General features: G+C 69.5%; 22 protein-coding genes. 8 read left to right on the top strand and 14 right to left on the bottom strand.

Annotation, left to right across the window (positions count from 1 at the left end):
• On the bottom strand, positions 1 to 660 hold the full coding sequence (locus tag REH65_RS20160; RefSeq protein ID WP_406688662.1) for a DUF742 domain-containing protein: 660 nt from the start codon (positions 658 to 660) through the stop codon (positions 1 to 3).
• Between the two features lie 221 nt (positions 661 to 881).
• On the opposite strand from REH65_RS20160, the gene REH65_RS20165 reads away from it, so the two are divergent.
• Positions 882 to 1,196, top strand: a complete 315-nt coding sequence (locus REH65_RS20165) for a hypothetical protein (RefSeq protein ID WP_406688663.1) — start codon at positions 882 to 884, stop codon at positions 1,194 to 1,196.
• On the opposite strand, the gene REH65_RS20170 is transcribed toward REH65_RS20165, so the two are convergent.
• The 9 genes from REH65_RS20170 to REH65_RS20210 form a co-directional block, all read right to left on the bottom strand.
• On the bottom strand, positions 1,193 to 2,107 hold the full coding sequence (locus tag REH65_RS20170; protein WP_406688664.1) for a serine/threonine-protein kinase: 915 nt from the start codon (positions 2,105 to 2,107) through the stop codon (positions 1,193 to 1,195). The genes REH65_RS20165 and REH65_RS20170 overlap by 4 nt on opposite strands.
• An 8-nt stretch (positions 2,108 to 2,115) precedes the next feature.
• The gene (locus REH65_RS20175; protein WP_281455327.1) at positions 2,116 to 2,334 is read right to left on the bottom strand and encodes a hypothetical protein; all 219 of its coding nucleotides are present in this window, start codon (positions 2,332 to 2,334) and stop codon (positions 2,116 to 2,118) included.
• A 184-nt stretch (positions 2,335 to 2,518) separates the two neighbouring features.
• Positions 2,519 to 3,574, bottom strand: a complete 1,056-nt coding sequence (locus tag REH65_RS20180; protein WP_406688665.1) for a S8 family serine peptidase — start codon at positions 3,572 to 3,574, stop codon at positions 2,519 to 2,521.
• A gap of 181 nt (positions 3,575 to 3,755) precedes the next feature.
• Positions 3,756 to 5,096, bottom strand: coding sequence for a nucleobase:cation symporter-2 family protein (locus tag REH65_RS20185; RefSeq protein ID WP_281455325.1), 1,341 nt, complete (start codon positions 5,094 to 5,096; stop codon positions 3,756 to 3,758).
• Positions 5,097 to 5,380: 284 nt separating this feature from the next.
• On the bottom strand, positions 5,381 to 6,271 hold the full coding sequence (pucL, locus tag REH65_RS20190; protein ID WP_406688666.1) for a factor-independent urate hydroxylase: 891 nt from the start codon (positions 6,269 to 6,271) through the stop codon (positions 5,381 to 5,383).
• 3 nt (positions 6,272 to 6,274) lie between these two features.
• Positions 6,275 to 6,619: a hydroxyisourate hydrolase gene (uraH, locus tag REH65_RS20195; RefSeq protein WP_281455323.1), complete on the bottom strand. Its 345-nt coding sequence runs from the start codon at positions 6,617 to 6,619 to the stop codon at positions 6,275 to 6,277.
• Positions 6,616 to 7,116 carry a 2-oxo-4-hydroxy-4-carboxy-5-ureidoimidazoline decarboxylase gene (gene uraD / locus REH65_RS20200; RefSeq protein ID WP_406688667.1) on the bottom strand — a complete coding sequence of 167 codons (501 nt, stop codon included), beginning with the start codon at positions 7,114 to 7,116 and terminating at the stop codon, positions 6,616 to 6,618. The genes uraH and uraD overlap by 4 nt, the downstream gene beginning before the upstream one ends.
• Positions 7,117 to 7,288: 172 nt before the next feature.
• The gene (locus REH65_RS20205; RefSeq protein WP_281455321.1) at positions 7,289 to 7,651 is read right to left on the bottom strand and encodes a helix-turn-helix domain-containing protein; all 363 of its coding nucleotides are present in this window, start codon (positions 7,649 to 7,651) and stop codon (positions 7,289 to 7,291) included.
• A 10-nt stretch (positions 7,652 to 7,661) separates the two neighbouring features.
• Entirely contained in the window at positions 7,662 to 7,910 is a 249-nt protein-coding gene (locus REH65_RS20210) for a hypothetical protein (protein WP_281455320.1), read from the bottom strand.
• 61 nt (positions 7,911 to 7,971) lie between these two features.
• Between REH65_RS20210 and REH65_RS20215 the strand changes: the two genes are divergently transcribed.
• Positions 7,972 to 8,772, top strand: a complete 801-nt coding sequence (locus tag REH65_RS20215) for a hydroxypyruvate isomerase family protein (protein WP_406688668.1) — start codon at positions 7,972 to 7,974, stop codon at positions 8,770 to 8,772.
• Positions 8,773 to 8,788: 16 nt separating this feature from the next.
• Positions 8,789 to 9,910: a glycerate kinase gene (locus REH65_RS20220; protein WP_406688669.1), complete on the top strand. Its 1,122-nt coding sequence runs from the start codon at positions 8,789 to 8,791 to the stop codon at positions 9,908 to 9,910.
• 54 nt (positions 9,911 to 9,964) lie between these two features.
• Here the strand turns inward: REH65_RS20220 and REH65_RS20225 are convergent, their stop codons facing one another.
• The 4 genes from REH65_RS20225 to REH65_RS20240 all read right to left on the bottom strand — a co-directional run bounded on the left by REH65_RS20225 (position 9,965) and on the right by REH65_RS20240 (position 13,923).
• Entirely contained in the window at positions 9,965 to 10,468 is a 504-nt protein-coding gene (locus REH65_RS20225; protein WP_406688670.1) for a copper resistance CopC family protein, read from the bottom strand.
• The gene (locus REH65_RS20230; RefSeq protein WP_406688671.1) at positions 10,453 to 11,031 is read right to left on the bottom strand and encodes a hypothetical protein; all 579 of its coding nucleotides are present in this window, start codon (positions 11,029 to 11,031) and stop codon (positions 10,453 to 10,455) included. Before REH65_RS20230 ends, REH65_RS20225 begins: the two co-directional genes overlap by 16 nt.
• A gap of 175 nt (positions 11,032 to 11,206) precedes the next feature.
• Positions 11,207 to 11,665, bottom strand: a complete 459-nt coding sequence (locus REH65_RS20235; protein WP_281453595.1) for a (2Fe-2S)-binding protein — start codon at positions 11,663 to 11,665, stop codon at positions 11,207 to 11,209.
• A 35-nt stretch (positions 11,666 to 11,700) separates the two neighbouring features.
• On the bottom strand, positions 11,701 to 13,923 hold the full coding sequence (locus REH65_RS20240) for a molybdopterin cofactor-binding domain-containing protein (protein WP_406688672.1): 2,223 nt from the start codon (positions 13,921 to 13,923) through the stop codon (positions 11,701 to 11,703).
• 790 nt (positions 13,924 to 14,713) lie between these two features.
• Between REH65_RS20240 and REH65_RS20245 the strand changes: the two genes are divergently transcribed.
• From REH65_RS20245 to allB, 5 genes are all read left to right on the top strand, one after another.
• Positions 14,714 to 17,458: a nitrate- and nitrite sensing domain-containing protein gene (locus REH65_RS20245; RefSeq protein ID WP_406688673.1), complete on the top strand. Its 2,745-nt coding sequence runs from the start codon at positions 14,714 to 14,716 to the stop codon at positions 17,456 to 17,458.
• Positions 17,455 to 17,871 carry a roadblock/LC7 domain-containing protein gene (locus REH65_RS20250; protein WP_281455313.1) on the top strand — a complete coding sequence of 139 codons (417 nt, stop codon included), beginning with the start codon at positions 17,455 to 17,457 and terminating at the stop codon, positions 17,869 to 17,871. The genes REH65_RS20245 and REH65_RS20250 overlap by 4 nt, the downstream gene beginning before the upstream one ends.
• 5 nt (positions 17,872 to 17,876) lie before the next feature.
• Positions 17,877 to 18,248, top strand: a complete 372-nt coding sequence (locus tag REH65_RS20255; RefSeq protein WP_281455470.1) for a DUF742 domain-containing protein — start codon at positions 17,877 to 17,879, stop codon at positions 18,246 to 18,248.
• Positions 18,229 to 18,828: an ATP/GTP-binding protein gene (locus REH65_RS20260; protein ID WP_281455312.1), complete on the top strand. Its 600-nt coding sequence runs from the start codon at positions 18,229 to 18,231 to the stop codon at positions 18,826 to 18,828. Before REH65_RS20255 ends, REH65_RS20260 begins: the two co-directional genes overlap by 20 nt.
• Positions 18,829 to 19,121: 293 nt before the next feature.
• The gene (gene allB, locus REH65_RS20265; protein ID WP_406693201.1) at positions 19,122 to 20,444 is read left to right on the top strand and encodes an allantoinase AllB; all 1,323 of its coding nucleotides are present in this window, start codon (positions 19,122 to 19,124) and stop codon (positions 20,442 to 20,444) included.
• The last annotated feature ends 36 nt before the right edge of the window (positions 20,445 to 20,480 follow it).

Consider the following 20,480-nt stretch of genomic DNA (forward strand, 5'->3'; position numbering starts at 1 on the left):
TCACAGCCGCCGCAGTCCTTCGAGGACGCGCTGCATCAGCGCTTGGTCCGGCACCGGGCCGCCGCCCCCGGCGGTGTCGTGGGCGGTGACCGCGTCCGAGTCGGCCATGTCGGAGATGAGCACGCGCGCGACGCCCACCGGGATCGACAGCGTCGCCGAGATCTCGGCGACCGACCGGGGCGCCGCGCACAACCCGGCGATCGTCCGCCACTCCGGCGGTCGGTCGTCGAGCGGGCAGCGGCCGGTCGCGGAGATCAGCGCCTCCAGCGGCAGCGACCGGCGCGCCCGGGTGCGACCGGCGGTGTGCGCGTACGGGCGGATCAGCGAGGCGGGCGGCTCGTCCCACTCGGTCTCCGGGAGGGGCCGGAGCGGGACGGGCCTGGCCTCGATCAGCTCGGTGGGTTCGGACCCCGGTTCCGGTGGTGGCGGAATCGGTTGCAGCGCTTCGGTTTCCACGGGCTCGCGGGCTCGCTCGGCCTCGCGCTTCCAGCGTCTGCGCAGCGACGGGGAGCCGAACCGGGCACCCGAGAGCTCGGTGATCGAGTCGTCCTCGTCGGGCGGGAGCAGGTCCTCCTCCGACTCGGCCGCCTCCCACGTCTCGCGCATCGCGGCCGAGCCGAACCGCGCGCCCGTCCGGCCGACCACGCGCTTCCTGCTCATCGCATGCTCCCCAGAAGACCCATGCTCCCCAGAACGCCCGAGCTCCCCAGAACGCGGAGGGTGTTCACGTCATTCCTCCTCGTGATCCCGAAATCCGACAGCCCTCGAAAATACGGACGTCGAGGCCGGGGGTCGTGACGCACGCGTTCCGGTCATGTGCACAGCGTGTTACGCGGCGAACCGGGCACACTGCTCGCAGACGTCACGCGAAGGGATCGGACATGGAGAAGGACGTGCTCGACAGGCTCAAGGGCCACCTCGGCGACCACCAGATCTTCGGGGAGCCCGTGCGACAGGGCGACACCACGCTCGTCCCCGTCGGCGAGGTGCAGCTCGCCGGGGGGTGGGGCGGCCGCGACGACGAGTCGGGAGGTGGCGGAGCGGTGCGCGGCCGGGCGCTGGGCGCGTTCTCGATCAGGGCCGACGGGACGGTCTCCTGGCACCCGGCCGTGAGCGTCAACAAGATCGTCTGGGGTGGCCAGCTCGCTCTAGCGACCGCCGTCGTGGCGTGCGCGATCGCCTTCCGCCGCCGCTAGGTCCCCACGGATCGGGGGTCCACGCCGGAGAACTCGACGAGCCGGGCGGAGACCTCGGCGATGCTCGGGCGCGACTTCGGGTCCGGTGTCAGGCAGGCGTCGACGGTGCGCGAGAGGATCGCGGGGAGCCTCCGGTGGGTGCGCAGCGGGGCAGCCTGCTCGTCGCGCTGCGGGTAGTGCCTGCTGCCGCCCGCGGTGCGTTCCCGGTGCGAGGCCGACGCCCACGGCGTGGTGCCCGACAACGCCTCGTAGAGCGTCACTCCCAGACCCCACACGTCGGCGGCGGGTGACATCCGCTCGCCCCGGGCCTGTTCCGGGGAGAGGTAGTCGAAGGTGCCCGCCGAGCTCTTCTCGCCGATCCGGCACACCAGGCTCAGGTCCAGCAGCACCGCGCGGCCGCCGATCTCCACCACGTTCGACGGTTTCACGTCCAGGTGCGCCCAGCCGTGCCCGTGCAGGTAGCCGAGCACCGAGCACAGCTGGATGCCCAGCACCGCCGCGTCGGCGGGCCGGAGCTTGCCCAGCGCGCTGATCAGGTAGCTCAGCGTGTGCCCGGGCAACGTCTCGGTGATCACCACCGGGCGCTCGGGTTCGTTGCTGCGCACGATCTCGTAGCCGCGCACCAGGTGCGGGTGGGTGAGCTGGGTGAGCAGCACGCCTTCGTTGCGCAGCCACGCGATCGCGCGCTCATCGCCGGCGCGCTCGGGCCGGATCGTCTTGGCGATGCAGCGGCAGGACCGCTGCTCGCTCCAGACGTCGTAGACGTCGAGGCGGCTGCCGCGCCGCATGTGGTCGACGACGTGGTAGCCGGAGGCCAGGGAATCGCCGGGCGCCAGCGGCGCTCCCGGCGTTCCCCAGTCCTGCTCCGGTTCTCCGTAGTAGTAGGACGAGGTCACCGAATCGATCAGCACAGCGGAGATCAGCTGTGACTGCGGTGGCGACGGCGGTGGTCGCTGCTGTCCCGGCGACGCCGGTGGTCGTCGCTGCTGTCCCGCCGGTAGCGGCGGTGGTCGCTGCTGTCGCGACGACGGCGGTGGTCGTCGCTGCTGTCGTGGCGCCGTCGGCGGTGGTCGCTGCTGCCGCGCGAATGATGCTGCTTCGCGGGGGACACCATGTTGAACAGCTTGGAAAGGTCCACTGCACGCTCCCGGGGGATTTCATGATCATTCGGGTCACTCGGGGGCAACCCATCGGACCATTCTTCCGTAGATCGAGTGGCTCATGCGACCGATTTCGAATGAAAAGCGCTTCGCGCAGCGAATGAAAAGCCGCGGCTGGTAATAGCGAGAGCTACTACCAGCCGCGGCTTCCGGGGGCGGAGGTCAGCCCTGGTAGGCGACCGCGGCCGCGGCGTCCACGACGCCGTAGCCGTAGACGGGGTTGTAGACCCCGCGCAGACCGACGACCGGGGTCCGCGCCGTGCGGATCAGCGCGTCCTCGACGTCGGCGGCGTCCCGTCCCTGCGCACCGAGCAGCGCCGCGACACCGGCGACCTGCGGGGCGGCCATCGACGTGCCCGCGAGCGCGTCGTAGTCGGCCTGCCCGCACTCCGGCCTGCCGGCCCCGCGCGGGACGGTGGACCAGACGTCGGCGTCGCAGTCGCCGAGCGAGGACCCGCCCGGGGCCGAGACGGCCCGCAGGTTGAGCTTGACGCCGAGGTTGGAGTAGACGGCGTGCATCTCGTCGGCGTCGGTCGCCGCCACGCACAGCGCGCCCTGCTCCCAGGACGGGGTGTCGCACAGCGGCGAGGTCTCGTTTCCGGCCGACGCCACCACGACCGCGCCCTTGTCGCGGGCGTAGGCGATGGCGTCCTTGGTGGCCGACTGCAGGCCGAGCAGGGTCAGCACCTGGATGCCCGGCTGGGCGCCCAGGCTCAGGTTGATCACGTTGGCGCCGTGGTCGGCGGCGTAGCGCACGCCCGCCCCGATCTCCTCGAACGTGCCCGTACCGTTCTCCAGCGCCTTGATCGGCATGATCTTGGCGTCCGGGGCGACACCCGCGCCGCCGGCTCCGTTGCCCGCGGCCGCCGCCGCGATGCCCGCGACGTGCGTGCCGTGGACGTCGGTCTCCTGGCCGACGCCGTCGGTGCCGGTCCAGTCGCCGTTGCCGCAGGGTGCCGGGGCTCCGCCGCAGGAGAAGGTGGCGCCCGGGACGAGCTTCCCGGCGAACTCGGGGTGACCGAGGTCCACGCCGGTGTCGACCACCGCGATGGTCTGGCCGGATCCCGTGCTCGTCGCCCATGCCTCGGGGGCGTGCAGCTGCTGCAGGCCCCACTGCTTGTCGATCATCGGGTCACCGGCGGCGGCGCCGGCGCTCGCTGGGGTGGCCACCAGTGATAAGCCGACCAGGCTCGTGGTGATCAGGCTCCGCATCCGCATACGAGTTCCTTGGGGTTGGCGCGGCATTTGGAGGATCAACGAGCCCGGTCGGCGATGGTTTCCCGCGCAACTGTGAATGGGTCCGTTCACGAGCCGATATTCATGCGCGTGGAGCAATGCGGACTGTGAACATCTCAGTTGAGTGACGGCAAAAACCGTGCGGCTCCCGGCATTTCCGGCGCTAGGCCAACTCGGTCTTCTTCTGCCGTTGGGAGAACAGCAGGTTCAGCAGCAGGGCCGCGATGCAGCCGGTGCTGATGCCGGAGTCGAGGACGGTCTGCAGCGCCGCGGGGAAGTGCTCGTAGAAGGACGGCGCCACGACCGGGATCAGGCCGAGCCCGAGGGCTCCGGCGACGATGAGCCCGTTGCGCGGGTCGTCGAGACCGGCCGTGCTCAGGGTGCGGATGCCGCTGGTGGCGACCGATCCGAACAGCACCAGCGCGGCCCCGCCGAGCACCGGCTGCGGCACCAGCGAGACGACCGCGCCCGCCACCGGGAACAGCCCCAGCAGCACCAGCACGCCGCCGCCGGTGGCGACCACGAAGCGGCTGCGCACGCCGGTCAGCGCGACCAGGCCGATGTTCTGCGCGAAGGCGCTGCAGGTGAAACCGCCGAACAGGGCGGAGATCGCGCTGCCCGCGCCGTCGGCGCGCAGGCCCGCGGCGATGGTCTTCTCGTCGGCGGGCCGGTCCACGATCTCGCCGAGCGCGATCATGTCGGCGGTGCTCTCCATCATCGCCACGAGCATCACGATGCAGATGGACAGCGTCGCGGTGAGGCTGAACGCGGGGGCGCCGAGCTCGAACGGCATCGGCAGGTTGAACAGCGGGGCGGATTCGAAGGTGCTGGTGTCGATCAGACCCATCGGCCAGGCGATCAGGGTGCCCGCGAGCAGGCCGATGAGCAGCGCGATCCGGTTGAGGAACCCGGTGAGGAAGCGGTTGAACAGCAGCACCAGCACGAACGTGATGGCGCCGAGCAGGATCTTCTGGGGTGCGGCGTAGTCGGGGGCATCGCTGTCCTGACCGGCGATCCACTTGATCGCCACCGGCATCAGCGAGAGCCCGATCAGGGTGATCACGGTGCCGTTGACCACCGGTGGGAAGAACCGCACGAGCCGGGAGAAGAACGGTGCCGCCACGAAGGCGAGCACGCCGGCGATGAGCACCGATCCGTAGACCACCGACAGCGGGTTGGCCGACCCGCTCTGCTGGGCGACGATCGCGAGGATCGGCGCCACGGACCCGAACGTCACACCGTTGACGAACGGCATCCGGGCGCCGATCTTCCACACGCCCAGGGCTTGCAGCGCCGTGGCGATGCCCGCGGTGAACAGGCTGGCGCCGATGAGCAACGTCATCTGCAACGGGGGGAGGCCGATGGCCTCGCCGACGATCAGCGGTGGTGCCACCACTCCCGCGTACATCGCCGCGACGTGCTGCACGCCGAAGGCGATGAGTCGTGTCGGTGGTAGTACCTCGTCGACCGGGTGCACTGCGCTTCCGGTGTCGGTTCTGGCCATGCTCTAGCTCCCAAGCCCGCCGGTTCTTGAATTCACGTCACTATCGGCACTAGCTGTTCTTTCCGGGTTTTCGTTGTGTTGCAACGCAATTACGATCCACAGTGGACTTTTGGGCACGGCGGACCGGGCGTCTCATTCGGAACGCCTTGGTTACCAAGGTGTTTCATGGCTCGTGATCCTGCTGCGAGCGCGAGCGGCGGAGCCGCGAGGTGTAGATCCCACCCTCGCAACTTGCACCGCTACCTGCACCGCTGCGCAAGACGAGCCGGTCCAGTGGAGGAGTCTCAGAACTCCGCGAGGGAGTACCAGGCCATCGGGGCGTCTTCGACGTCGTCGCGGCGGACGGTGCCCTCGATGAGGCCGTAGGGGCGGTCCGCGGCGAAGAAGACCTCGTTGTCGTTCTCCAGGCCGAAGGGGGAGAGGTCGACGAGGAAGTGGTGCTTGTTGGGCAGCGAGAGCCGGACCTCGGCCAGCTCGGGGTGCTTCTCCAGCGCGGCCTTGCCCATCTCGTAGAGGCTCTGCTGCAGCGCGAGGCTGTGCGTGGTGGCGAAGGCCTCCAGCATCGTCGCGCGGATCGACTCGAAGCTCTTGCCCCAGTCGACGTCGGTGCTCAGGTAGCGCCAGCGAGCGGTGACCGCGGTGGCCAGGATGCGGTCGTTGGTCTCGGCCAGCGTCGTGTACTGGTCCTTCGGGTAGCCCCAGAACTCCGAGCCGGTGGACTTGAGCACCACCAGGTCCTTCATGCCCGAGACCACGTGCGCCCGGTCGCCGTCGATGGTGACCGCGGTGGTGCGCTTCTCGTCGTTGGCGCGGGAGAACGAGTGGTCGTGGCCGGTGCCCTCGACCTGGATCCGCTGCCAGTTGTACTCGTCGATGAGGATGCGGGCGCCGGTGATGCCGTCGGCGGTGGACACGAAGTGCTTGCCCAGCCGCAGCGCGAAGTCCTCGATCTCGCCGATCGGCTCCTGCTTGGCGAAGGCGTAGACGGTGTTCTTCTGGGTGTCGGTCGGCAGGCAGTTGCCGTTGTCGCCGGTCAGGTGCACCGCGTCGAGGTCACCGCGCAGCGCGCTGCTGACGTTGAGGTCCTTGATGGAGTGCCGCGGCGTCGAGCGGTCCACGGTGACGATGCGGACCTCGGCCTTGCCGTACTGGTTCGGGCCCATGGAGATGCCCATGATTCAGCTCCCTCGGTAGGTGGAGTAGGCGAACGGGCTCAGCAGCAGTGGAACGTGGTGGTGCTGCTCGGGATCGGTGATCCGGAAGGTGATCGCCACCTCCGGGTAGAAGGTCGCGGTACCCCGCTGGTCGAAGTACTCGCCGGTGTTGAAGGTCAGCCGGTAGTCGCCCGCGTCGAGGCGGTCGGGGCCGAGGTCGCGGCAGCGGCCGTCGGCGTCGGTCCGGCCGGTGGCCGCCGGAGTCCCGTCGGGCAGGGGTTTCCCGTCGGCGGTCTCCAGCCGGACGGCGACGCCGGTCGCCGGCTTGCCCTGGGCGGCGTCGAGGACGTGGGTGGTCACAGCGCTCATGCTTCGATCTCTTTCGCCAGCCGCAGAGCGGCGATCTTGCGGAGTTCGGAGTCGACGATGCGCAGCTCGTCGGCCGGGGTGTTGTCGAGCCTGGAGCGCAGGATCTCCAGGAGTTCCTCACCGCTGCGGCCGCTGGCGCACACCAGGTAGACGTGGCCGAAGCGCTCCTCGTACTCCAGGTTGGCGGCCCGCAGCTCCTCGGCGAGGTCGTCGCTGACCGCGGCCTGCTCGCTGCGGGAGAACTCGGCGCTGCGGCCGGTGTCCTTCGGGCGCTCCCCGATCCGGGGGTGCGCTGCCAGGGCCTGGTGGATCTCGGAGTCGGTGAGTCCGGGGGCGGCGACGTCGGCGGCCTTGAGCACGGCTTCGGCGTCGGCGAAGGGGCGCGCGTCGGCGACGTCGGCCGCCCATCGGGTGATGTCCAGGCAGCTCAGCAGCCTGTCGATGAGATCGGCTCGGGACGAGTCGTTGAGCCGTTGCACACCGGTGGTCGTAGCCATGCGCTTCTCCGCTGAAGTGGTTCACATGCCGGCTGGATGGTCCCGGGCGAACCCGGTGACCGCAGTGCCGGTCCGGTGCGCAAAAAGTTACGACTGGCCTGACGGGGTGTCAACAGTTTGTTGAAAAACCCAGGTTAACGATGATGCGGAAGTGAACTCCAGGTGCGCGAGGTCAGCCCTCGGACTGCTCCCGGTTCAAGTAGTTGTAGACCGTGAAGCGGCTGACGCCGAGCGCCTTGGCGACCGATTCGACGGACTTGCGCATGTTGAACGCGCCGCGCTCCTCCAGCAGCCGGACCGCCTTCTGCTTCTCCGGGCGGGGCAGGTCCGGCAGCTTGGCGCCGAGCTCGGTCTCCACCGCGCGGATCATCCGGTCCAGGGCGCTGGTGAGCTCCTGCCCGGGCACCCGCACGGCCACGGCCGGGGAACCTTCCCAGTGGAGCACGATGTCACCGGGTTCCCGCTGGTCGACGGGTACGGCGGTGCCGCCGATCTGTTCCAGCAGCGGGGCGATCGCGTGAGCCAGCGGATGCATCGCGACCAGCCTAGACCTGGTCGCCGTCGGCGGTGACCTGCAGGGTGATCCGGCTCGCCCCCGCCGCCAGCGCCTTGTCCAGCACTTCCGCCAGCGCGGGCAGCAACCGCTCGCGGTCCGCGGTGATCGCCGTGCCCAGCGGACCGAAGTCCGGATCCAGGCCCGCGGCGAGCAGGCAGTCGCGGGCGGCCAGCGCGTGCGCCGGCGGCTCGCCTTCCCCCTCGAACGGTTCCGTGGTGAACTCTGCGCGCAGCATCATGACCGACCTCCCTGTCGAGACGGTAGCGTCCGGTCGCCGACACGACCCACACGGGAAGCCGATGAGAACGGACCGATTCGACGTCAACCTGTCGATCCTGTTCACCGAGCTCGATCTGCTCGAACGCCCCGCCGCCGCCAAGGCCGCGGGGTTCGACGAGGTCGAGTTCTGGTGGCCCTTCGACGCGCCCGTGCCCGCCGAGTCCGAGGTGGAGGAGTTCATCCGCGCCATCGACGACGCGGGTGTGTCGCTGGTAGGACTGAACTTCTTCGGCGGCGACCTGGCCGCCGGTGAGCGCGGAGTGCTGTCCGATCCCGACCGGGCCGGGCAGTTCGCGGCCAACATCGACGTGCTCTGCGAGATCGGCGAGCGGCTCGGCTGCCGCGCCTTCAACGCGCTCTACGGGAACCGGATCGACGGCGTGGATCCGCGCGCCCAGGACGAGATCGCGACCGAGAACCTGGTGCGCGCCGCGCGCAGCGTCGCCCGGATCGGCGGTACCGTGCTCATCGAGCCGGTCAGCGGGATCCCGGCGCATCCGCTGCGGACCGCCGCCGACGGGCTCGCCGTCGTCGACCGGGTGCGCGAGGCCGGCGGGGTGGACGACGTCCACCTGCTGTTCGACCTATACCACCTGGTCACCAACGGGGATGATCCGGACGCGGTGCTCGACGAGCGCCCGGAGGCGATCGGGCACGTGCAGATCGCCGACTCGCCGGGACGCGGCGAACCCGGCACCGGATCGATCGATTTCGACCACTACTTCACCAGGCTCGACGAGGTCGGCTACACCGGCCACATCGGACTCGAGTACCGACCCAGCGGCGCCAGCACCGAATCCTTCGGCTGGATCTCGCGCTGAACCAAGGAGGACGCAGTTGCCCGGTCCCGTTCTCATCGCACCGGACAAGTTCAAGGGAACGCTCACCGCGCCGGAGGTCGCCGAGGCCGTCGCGGCCGGGCTGCGCGCCGAGCGCCCGGACGTGGAGATCCGGCTCGCGCCCGTCGCCGACGGCGGCGACGGCACCGTGGAAGCCGCGCTGGCGGCCGGGTACTCCCGGATGACGGTGCCGGTGAGCGGCCCGACCGGGTACCCGGTCGACACCGAGATCGCCTACGACGGCGAGACGGCCGTGGTCGAGCTCGCCTCCGCTTCCGGCCTGGCGCTGCTGGACCCCGACGACCTCGATGCGCTCGGCGCCTCCAGCGACGGCACCGGGGAGGCGCTGCTGGCCGCGCTCAGCACCGGCGCCCGGCGCATCGTGCTCGGCGTCGGCGGCAGCGCCTGCACCGACGGCGGGGCCGGTCTGCTCACCGTGCTCGGCGCGAGAATCCTGGACACCAACGGGAACCCGGTCGCGCCCGGCGGCGGGCCGCTGGCCGACGTCGGCGAGATCGATCTGTCCGGGCTCGACCCGCGGCTGGGCGAGGTGGAGCTGATCCTCGCGTCCGATGTGAACAACCCGCTCACCGGCCCGAACGGCGCGGCCCACGTCTACGGCCCGCAGAAGGGCGCCAACCCCGAGCAGGTCGAGCTGCTGGACGCGGCGCTGGGCAAGTACGCGCAGGTCATGAAGGCCGCAGGCGGCCGGGACGTCGCCGATCAGCCGGGCGCGGGCGCCGCCGGAGGCGTCGGCTACGCCGCGCTGGCGGCGCTGGGCGCGACGATGCGGCCGGGCGTGGACGTGGTGCTGGACCTGGTGGACTTCGACCGCCACCTCGACGGGGCGGGACTGGTCATCACCGGTGAGGGCGCGCTCGACGAGCAGACCCTGCACGGCAAGGCCCCGGCCGGTGTCGCGGCCCGCGCGATCGCGGCCGGCATCCCGGTCGTGGCCATCGCGGGCCGCTGCGACCTCACCCCGGAACGCCTCGCGGAGGCGGGCATCGACGCCGCCCACGCCCTCCTCGACGTCGAACCGGACCCGCAGCGCTGCATGGCCGACCCGGCCCCCATCCTCACCACCCTCGCCGCGAAGCTCGCGAAGGCCCACCTGTAGGGACGAAGAACGTCCCCCTCACCGAACCTTCGGGAAGGGGGACGTTCTCCGAGATCACTCCTCGTCCTGGGAGCGCCTGGGTATCAGGGCTATGACGACCAGGAGCAGGATCACGATCACCGTGCCGCCGCCGACGGCCAGCCAGAAGGTGTAGCCGTTGTCGTCGGACTGGCCCGGCGGGGCCGGGGCCACGTTGAGGTAGTAGCCGCCCTCGGTGGTGTGCCCGTCGTCGAAGGTGGTCGTGTACTTCACCGTGTGCAGGCCCGGTTTCAACGCCTCCATGCGGACGGTCACGTGGTTGCCGTCCACCTCCGCCTCACCCGAGACGAGGTTCGACCCGGAGGGGTTCTTCACCTCGACATGAGGCGGCTTCGACGCGTCCAGCGCGCCCGCGAAGTCCATCTCGATCCGGTCCACCCCGGCCTGGGCGGTCTCGCCCGGGCCGGGCTGGGCCGAGTTGAGCCCGCTGTGCGCGAGCGCGGTGCCCGCGCTCAGGTTCAGCAGGGCCAGCAGCGCGGTCAGGACCGCGCCGAGGGTGGGTCTCAGAAGTCGGCACATGCGATGCGGTTGTCGGAGAACTCGGCCGGGTGCACCACGAGCGACTTCGCGGCGTCGGCCCGCTTGTCGTTCTCGGCGGTCATGAAGCCCTTGCCGCTCGCGTCGGCCGTGAAGGCCAGGTGGATCTCGTTCGGCGGCGTCTCGGGACCGGCGGGGTCGAACTTGAGGTGACCGCCGCCGTTCTCCTCCGCGCACGGCTTGGCGTGCACGTGGGCCATGTACTCGCCGTTGGGCTGCAGACCGGTCATCTCCAGCGTCACGGTGGTGCCGCCCTGGTGCAGCGCCAGCCACGCGGTGCCCTGGGCCTGGTCGAGCCCCGGCGGGCGGGTGGGCAGCAGCTGGAACGGGTTGCTGCGCAGCTGCGCTCCCGCCACGTCCTTGGCCGGGGTGGCGTTGGGGTCACCCATGTTCATCTGCATGCCGCCACCGGCCTGCTCTCCACCGGAGTGCTGCATGTGCGCGCTGTGGTCCTCGGCGGGAGCCCCGCCGCTGCACGCCGACAGCGCGGCGCAGGCGACGACCAGTCCGGCGGCGTAAGACTTGCGAAGTGTCAATGCCCTCATCAACTTCTCTGTGGACTCGTTCGGGAAGCCGTGACCGTGCCAACGGTGGTTGGCAGTGGACGGTTTTAGCCATAACTGTCCGGACGAAACGGACATTGATCATGGGTGATTATGGCTAAAACCGTCCGCGGTCTCCCCGGCCCCACCGCGAGCCCGAGGAGACCCCGGCAACGGCTCACATGTTCTCGGCGGCCTGCTTGATGGCCTGGCGGATCCGGCCGTAGGTGCCGCAGCGGCAGACGTTCTCGATCTTGTCGATGTCCGCGTCGGTGACGTCGTCGCCCTTCTCGTTGAGCAGCGCGACGGCGGTCATGATCTGGCCCGGCTGGCAGAAGCCGCACTGGGCGACGTCGCGGTCCAGCCACGCCTGCTGCACCGGGTGCAGCTCATCTCCGTCGGCCAGGCCCTCGATCGTGGTGATCTCGGTGCCGTCGGCGTCTTCGGCCTTGACCATGCAGGTCTGGACCTCTTCGTCGTCCTGCAAGCAGGTGCAGGCCCTGCAGACGCCGACGCCGCAGCCGTACTTGGGACCGGTGATGCGCAGCTGATCGCGCAGCACCCACAGCAGGGGCATCTCCGCCGGGACGTCGACCTCGACGTCCTTGCCGTTGACGGTGAACTCGTACTTGGGCATGTCGCTCGGGAACTCCTCGAAGGATCAGGCCGGAATCAGAAGTTGATCGGGAAGCTGCGCGGCCGAGTGCCGGTCGCACGCGCGTAGGCGCAGGCGATCGCGCCACCGCACACCGGAACGCCCAGCTCGCCCACGCCGCCCGGTTCGTCGGTGGTGGCGGGCATGACGTGGATCTGCAGCTCCGGCGGGGTGTTGCCCTGGCGAGCCCAGTAGAAGTCGCCGTAGCTGCCCTCGCGCACCGCGCCGTTGTCGATGTGGATGCCGGCCTGCAGGATCGTCGAGATCGCGTCGGTCAGGCCGCCCATCATCTGGGCCTCGATGCCCTTCGGGTTCAGCGGCTGGCCCGCGTCGACGACGATCACGGCCTTGGTGACCCGCGGCTTCTTCGGGTCGGCGGCGTTGATCTCGACCAGGCAGGCCGCGACCGACTTGAACTCCTCGTGCATCGAGATGCCCTGGGCGTGGCCCTTGGGCATCCGGCGACCCCAGTTGCCCTCCTCCATGACCTTCTGGAGCACGGCCTTGGCGCGGTCGGTCTTGGCGTTGTCCAGCCGGAAGTTCGCCGGGTCGGAACCGGCCTTCTCCGCGATCTGGTCGACGACCAGATCCTCGGCGACGCGGAAGGTGCCGGAGTGCACCGAGCGCCAGCTGCCGGTGTTGACGCCGTCGAGGTCGAGGTCGTGCAGCGAGATCGTGGTCGCGCCGAACTCGTAGGGCACCGACTGGGTCAGGTTGAAGTACAGCTGCGCGGCCGGGAGCTTGCCGATCCCGGACTCCACCGCGGTCGAGGTGATCAGGTCACCGAGGCCGTGGGTGAAGTCCGTTGCGACGCTGGCCATCTTGTGCGACCAGGAGCGGACCTTGCCCGCGCGGAAGGAGGCCTTCACGCGGTGGTGCGAGGCGGGACGCATCCGGCCGTGCCGGGTGTCGTCGTTGCGGGTCCACATCAGCTTGACCGGCTTGCCGATGGCCTTGGAGACCTCGGCGGCCTCGACCGCGGCGTCGTGGAACAGGTGGCGGCCGAAGGAACCTCCGGCGCGGGTGACGTGCACCTTCACGTCGAGCACGCCGATCTTCGCGGCGATGTCCTTCTGCGCGTCCTGCGGGGACTGGGTCGGGACCCAGACCTCGGCGCGGCCGTCCTTGACGTCGGCCACCGCGTAGTTGACCTCCATCGGCGCGTGGCTGACGAACGCGAAGTCGAAGCCCTCGTCGATCTCGTCGCCGTCGTCGTCGTTGACGGAGTCGTCGAGGCTGCCCGCCATGTCGGCGAGCTTGGCCTGGATGTCGGCCGAGGACATGTCGGTGATCGGGCCGGACTTCCAGGTGACCTGGAGCTTCTTGGCCAGCTCCATGGCCTGCCAGGTGTACTCGGCGCAGACCGCGACACCGCTGGAGATCTCGGCGGTGCCCTTGAAGCCGGAGGCGTTGCGGATCGCCGAGTCGTCGAAGGACTCGACCTCGCCGCCCAGCGTCGGCGGGCGGACCACGACGGCCACCACCGAGTTCGGCAGCTTCATGTCGGAGACGTAGTGCGCCTTGCCGGTGACGATGGCCCGTCCGTCGGAACGGGTCATGCCCTTGCCGAGGACCTTGAACTCGGAGGCCTTCTTCGGCGTGGCCGGGACCGACGGGACGACGACCTTGGCCGCGTCCTTGGCCAGCTCGGCGAAGGTGGCCTTGCGGCCGCCCGGGCCGACGATGCCGCTGCCCTGGGCGGTCAGCGAGTTCGCCGACACGCTCCACTTCTTGGCGGCGGCGGTCATCAGCCGGGCGCGGGCCGTGGCGGCCATCTGGCGCAGCGGCTTCCAGAAGGTCCGCACCGACGACGAGGCCGCGGTGAACTGGTTGAACAGCAGCTCGGGGCGCGCGTCGGAGAGCTCGACGACGACGTCGGAGGTCCGGGCGCCGAGCTCCTCGGCCAGCAGCATCACGACGGCGGTGTTGAGGCCTTGACCGACTTCGAGGCGCGGGAGTTCGAAGCGGACCTTGTTGTCCGCGGTGAACTCGAGCTTCATCAGCTCCATCGTCGGAGCGGTGGCGATCTCCATGATGTCGCCGAAGTCCATCAGCCCGGAGACCGGCGGGAGCGGGAGTTGCCCCGCGACCGGACCGGCCGCGGCGGCTGCTTCGCCCTCTAGGACGAACTTGCCGGCGATCGTCAGCATCGGCGCCGCCGCGACGTAGGTGAGGAAGCGCCGGCGCCGCGTGCCGGAGGCCGGGGCGGCTTCCTCGTGATCGGTGGCGGGGTGAACCATCCAAACTCCTCTCGCGCGTCGGCACTCAATGGCCCGACCGGGGACCATTCACCGAGCGGAAAGGCGTGCCGACGTACTCAGAACAGACCAAGGCAGGACTTGTCCGACTGCAGGGCCGTCATAACCCCGCGCGATGCCGTGAGGGAGCATCGCGTTATCGAAAATTCATTTCCGGTTGCCAGGAGTAGTCACGTTGCGGCATTTGGCCGTGAATGTCACTTCCCGTGACCGGAACCTATTCGAAGATGACTTTCCGGGGTTGCGTTGACTTCCTCTGGGGTCGGGGGAAATGGTGCTTGAAAAGTCGGTGCGGCCGGCTTTTAGCCAGCCAACGTCGCGAGAGCCTACCTGACGGTAGAGAAGCCCCTGAATCGCCCTTTGGGCAGCGTTTCCGTTAGGCCGAATGGAGCAATTGCGCGTAGTTCCAGTCTATTTTGGTCGGGTGGCCAGCCAGCCGGAATCGGTGCAGAACGGGCGTCCGGTGCCCGGGGAGTTCGGGATCAGTTCGGTCTCGATGTGATAAGTGGCAATGCAATTCAGCATTGCTGGGCGCGTCTGCTAATCTTCCCGCGCATCCTGCCCGACCAGCGTATATAACAATTGCGTCGATAGGTTCCACAAGCGCGTTGACCACGTATGACAGCGGTCCTAGGCTGCGTCGTCATCTGATGCGCCGATGGGCCCGAAATTTTTCGGCGCTCCCGCCGGGCCCGGCCGTTTCGAGGAGCCCGGGTCAGCGCGAGTTCTTCTTGCTGCGGCCAACCAACGGAGAAGGTTTGAGACGAGGTCCATGTCAACGCTGAAACGCCTCTTCGCCTCCGGCACGATCCAGGCGCGTCTGTTGGCCATCGCACTCGTTCCGAGTGTCGCGGCCCTGCTCGTCGGCGTCGGCTTGTCGGGGTACCTGATTTTCCAGGGCCTGAGCGTGCAGAACTACGTCGGCAGACTCGCCGACGCCAAGGACCCCTCGGCCCGATTCGTCGCCAACCTGCAGGACGAGCGCCAGCTCAGCCTCGTCTACCTGAGCAACCACAACGAGCGGCGCAACCTCGACGACGTCCGCAAGAAGTTCGACGCCTCGGTGGCCGAGATGGACGCCGTGGCCGAGGACTTCGCCGACGGCGTGCCGGGCGAGGCGCGCGGCAACTTCGACGAGTTCCGCTCGCAGCTGGCGACCGTCAAGGAAGTGCGCAAGCAGATCGACGGCGGTCCGGCCGAGCTGGACGCGGTCTACAAGTTCTACAACGGGCTCTTCGACTCCTACAACATGAGCCTGCGGACCTACGTCCGGTACGCCCCGGACGCCCAGGTCTCCTACGAGAGCTCGGTTTCCGCGGACCTCATGGACGCCGCCGACGCGATGGCCCGAGGCCACGCTCTGGCGCTGGGCCGCACCTCGGTCGGCATGACGCCGGCGCAGTACCACGAGTACGCGCACCAGATCGGCGCCTTCCACGACAACCTGAACTCGCTGACCCCCCGAATGACGCCGGTGGAGCAGCAGAACTACACCGGGCTGCAGAAGGGATCGGCGTGGTTCCGCGTCGACGCCGTGCAGGACGCGATGGAGGTCGCCGGTGGCAAGGCGGCCGCGGGTGAGGTCATCCGCGTCCCGGTCAGCACCACCGACTGGATCAGCGCCTCGCACGACCTGGCGCAGGAGCTCAACGCGCTGTCCACCTCGCACTACCAGTACGCGCTGGACCTCGGTGGCGCGGTCGTCGACGAGACGCTGCTGACCTCGCTGATCACCGGCGCGATCATCGTGCTCATCGTCCTGATCGTGTTCCTGATCGCGCTGCGGCTGTCGAACCTGCTGGTGCGACGGCTCAACCGGCTGCGGAGCAAGACCCTGGCGCTGGCGCAGCAGGAGATGCCGTCGGTGGTGGCGCGGCTGCGGAACGGGAAGCAGGTCGACATCGAGCGCGAGGTGTCCTGGCTGCGCTTCGGTCACGACGAGATCGGTGAGGTCGCCGACGCCTTCAACGAGGCGCAGCGCACCGCGATCCGCGCGACCGTCGCCGAGGCCGAGACCCGGCAGGGCGTCCGCTCGGTGTTCCTCAACATCGCCCACCGCAGCCAGGTCATGGTCCACCGCCAGCTGCAGGTGCTGGACAAGGCCGAGCGCAAGCTGGAGGACCCGGACCAGCTGGAGCTGCTGTTCCAGCTCGACCACCTCGCCACCCAGTCCCGCCGGAACGCCGAGAACCTGATCATCCTCGGTGGTCAGCGGCCCGGACGGCAGTGGCGCAACCCGGTTCTGCTGCACGACGTCGTGCAGGGCGCGGTCGCCGAGACCGAGCTCTACGCCCGGGTCGAGATCCAGCAGCTGCCGGAGATCTCGGTGCAGGGCCGCGCGGTCGCCGACCTCGTGCACCTGCTCGCCGAGCTGGTGGACAACGCGACCTCGTTCTCGCCGCCGGAATCGCACGTCGAGGTGCGCGGCAACGTGGTCGGCAAGGGCATCATCGTCGAGATCGAGGACCAGGGCATCGGCCTGGAGCCGGAGAAGCTCGACGAGCTCAACCAGATGCTGGCCAGCCCGCCGGACTTCGCGGTGATGGCGCTGTCCGAAGAGGCCCGGATGGGCCTGTTCGTGGTCGCCCAGCTCGCGGGCAGGCACGGCATCAAGGTCACCCTCCGCGACTCCGCCTACGGCGGCATCCGCGCGGTGGCGCTGATCCCGAACCACATCGTCGCCGAGCGCGGTCCGCAGACCGAGCGCCAGGACCGGGTCGAGACGAGCGGGCAGCAGCCCGTCGTCGCCGAACCCGAGTCCGAGCAGAGCGGGCAGCAGCCGCGCAAGCGCTGGATGGAGGGACGGCTCGACCCCGACGTCGCGCCGGACCCGATCGGGCCCGACAGCCCGATCACCCCGCACAACCCGGTCGGCCCCGACGCCGCCACCCAGCGCTGGACCCGCCCGGGCACCAACGGTTCCGGGCCGACCACCGGCGAGATCGGTGTGCCGCAGCAGAATCCGGCCGAGCACCGGAGGCCGGTGGCGCCCCAACAGCAGTCGTCGCCGCAGCAGCGTCCGCCGGAACCGCCTCGTCAGCCCGAGTACCGGCCGCCGGAGATCCGTCCCGATCAGCAGCGACCGGCGACGGGGCGGCGGATCACGCCCGAGGCTCCGGCGAACATGCCGGGGCTGTCGTCGAACATGCCCAACGCGTCTGGTGAAATCCTCCCGACGGAGGTAGTTGCGAATGGAACCAACGGCGCTGGTCCGCCGAAGAGCGGTACCACCGCCGGAGTTTCGGTGAACACGTCGGCGTCCAGCTCGGCCGACAAGCCGCCGCTCCCGCAGCGTCGGCGCGGTCAGAAGGCCAATCTCGCGGCGCCCCTGCGCGCCCAGATCGACCAGGGCCAGAAGACCGAATCCGCGCCGCAGCAACCTGCTCCGAGCAGCGGTCCGCCGCGGACGCCGGACCGGTTCCGCAACAGCATGAACGCCTTCCAAACAGGCACCAAGCGAGCGCGCACCAACGATGCGAACAACGAGGCTGCGCGGCCAGGAGGAAACGAGGCATGACGCTGAAGGCTTACAGCAAGGAAGTTGACTGGCTGCTCAACGATCTCGTGCAGCGGTTGGCCGGCGCGGACAAGGCGGCGCTGCTGTCCTCCGACGGCCTGCTGCTGGGCAAGACCCCGCAGCTGGGCCAGGCCGACGCGGAGCACCTGGCCGCGGTCGCTTCCGGGTTCCAAAGCCTGTCGAAGGGGGCCGCGCTGCAGTTCAACGGCGGCGAGGTCTACCAGACCGTGGTGGAGATGGCGAACTGCTTCCTCATGGTCACCGCGGCCAGCGAGGGGGCGTGCCTGGCTCTGATCGCCGCGGCGGACGCCGACCTGGGCATGATCGCCTTCGAGGCCAACCGCATGGTGACCCGGGTGGGCAACTACCTCAGCTCCGCGCCCCGTGCCGCCGGTTCTCCGTTAGATGCGTGACCGCGATGTCCGGTGGGCGAGGATGGTTCGACGAGGACGCGGGACCGGTGGTGCGTCCGTACGCCATGACCAAGGGGCGTACGCGGGCCACGAGCTACGAGCTCGACCTGATCACGCTCGTCGTGGCGCGCCAACCGCTGCCGCCGAACGCGCGTGCGCTGTCACCGAACTACCAGCGGGTTCTGCAGGGGTGCGGATATCCGGTCTCGGTCGCCGAGGTCGCGGCCCGGGCAGATCTCCCGCTGGGCGTGGTGAAGATTCTGATCAGTGACTTGATCGAGCGTGACTACGTGGTCTTCGGGCCGGATTCGTCACCGACGACCGGGCCGAGTCTCGACATGATGCAGAAGGTGCTGGATGGGATCCGCAAACTCTGAACAAGCCAGCCTGAACGCGGTCGCGGCGAAGATCCTCATCGCCGGTGGCTTCGGTGTCGGCAAGACGACCCTCGTGGGGTCGGTCAGCGAGATCGTGCCGCTGCGAACCGAGGAGACGCTGACCGAGGCCAGTACCGGGGTCGACGACCTGACCGGTGTGGAGCGCAAGACGACCACCACGGTGGCGTTCGACTTCGGCCGCATCACCATCAGCTCGGACCTGATCCTGTACCTGTTCGGCACCCCGGGCCAGGAGCGCTTCTGGTTCATGTGGAACGAACTGGCCAACGGGGCGCTCGGGGCGATCGTGCTGGCGGACACCCGGCGACTGGACACCTGCTTCGCGGCGATCGACTACTTCGAGGGTCGCGGGCTGCCGTTCATCATCGGCGTGAACTGCTTCAACGGCACGCAGATCTACGACCCGGAGGAGGTTCGGCGCGCGCTCGACATCGACGACAACGTGCCGATCATGCTCTGCGACGCCCGCCAGCGGGAGTCCAACAAGCAGCTCCTGACGACCCTGATGGAGCACGTCATGGCCGTCACCCGGGCCAAGCAGCAGCACGCGATGCGCTGAACGTCCTCGGCGCTCACGCGTCCCAGGGCGCGAACTTCTCCACGCGCGGCGGCCCCCGGTTCCCACCGGGGGCCGCCGCGCATCCACCACCCGGTCCCGAGACCGAGAGCGGTGGTCCCGTGGTGTGCGTCCGTCACCAGCGGACAGTTCTAGTGAAAACTGTCCGGGCAAAACGGACATTGATCATGGGTGATTCGAGGAAAAACTGTCCCCTCTTGACGCCCGCGCTCGAACGTTCAACACTTTGTTGAAACTTCGGGGCTTCGGGAGGTGCTGTGGACGAGGGTCAGGTCGTGCTGCGGGCGCGACGGATCGTGCTGCCCGGCGGCGAGACCGCCGGTGAGTCCGGGGCGGACGTCGTCGTGCGCGACGGCACCATCGCCGCGATCGAGCCGCACGGCTCGAACCGGACGGGCCGCGTCGTCGAGCTCGCCGATGACGAGGTGCTGTTGCCCGGGCTGGTCGACACGCACGTGCACGTCAACGACCCCGGCCGCACCGAGTGGGAGGGCTTCGAGACCGCCACCCGCGCCGCCGCGGCCGGCGGCGTGACCACCATCGTCGACATGCCGCTCAACAGCCTCCCGCCGACCGTCGACGTCGACGCGCTGGAGCTCAAGCGCAAGACCGCCGCGGCCAAGGCGCACGTCGACGTCGGGTTCTGGGGTGGCGCGATCCCCGGCAACGTCGGCGACCTGCGCGGACTCCACGAGGCCGGGGTGTTCGGATTCAAGTGCTTCCTGCTGCACTCCGGGGTCGACGAGTTCCCGCCGCTGGACCCCGCCGGTCTGGAGGAGTCCCTGACCGAGCTCGCCGGGCTCGACGCGATGATGATCGTGCACGCCGAGGACTCGCACGTCATCGACACCGCCCCGACCCCGCACGGCGAGGACTACGGCGACTTCCTCGAATCCCGCCCCAAGGGGGCCGAGAACGTCGCGATCGCCCAGGTCATCGAGCTGGCCCGGCGCATCGGCGCCCGCGTGCACATCCTGCACCTGTCCTCGGCGGACGCGCTGCCGCTGATCGCTTCGGCCCGCGCCGACGGCGTGCGGGTGACCGTGGAGACCTGTCCGCACTACCTGAGCTTCACCGCCGAGGAGATCCCCGACGGCGCCACCCAGTTCAAGTGCTGCCCGCCGATCCGCGAGGCGGGCAACCGCGAACTGCTCTGGAAGGCCCTGGCGGACGGCACGATCGACTGCGTGGTCAGCGACCACTCGCCGTGCGTCCCGGAGCTCAAGCGCCTCGACATCGGCGACTTCGGCGTCGCCTGGGGCGGGGTGTCGAGCCTGCAGCTGGGGCTGCCGGCGATCTGGACCCAGGCCCGCCTGCGCGGCCACTCCCTCGACGACGTGGTGCGCTGGATGGCCACCCGCCCCGCCGAGTTCGCCGGGGTGCGCGGCAAGGGCTCCATCGCGGTCGGCAACGACGCGGACTTCTGCGTCTTCGCCCCCGACGACGCCTTCGTCGTCGACGTCGAGAAGCTCCAGCACCGCAACCCGATCTCGCCGTACCACGGCCGCCCGCTGGCCGGGGTGGTCCGGCAGACCTGGCTGCGCGGCGAACAGCTCGACATCAGCGCCGCTCCGCAGGGTCGCCTGCTGACCCGATGAGGGCCCGTGACCAGCGCTGACGTAAGCTGAACAGCT

The sequence above is a fragment of the Saccharopolyspora sp. ID03-671 genome (assembly GCF_045278815.1).
In the GTDB taxonomy this organism is placed as follows: Bacteria; Actinomycetota; Actinomycetes; order Mycobacteriales; family Pseudonocardiaceae; genus Saccharopolyspora; species Saccharopolyspora ipomoeae.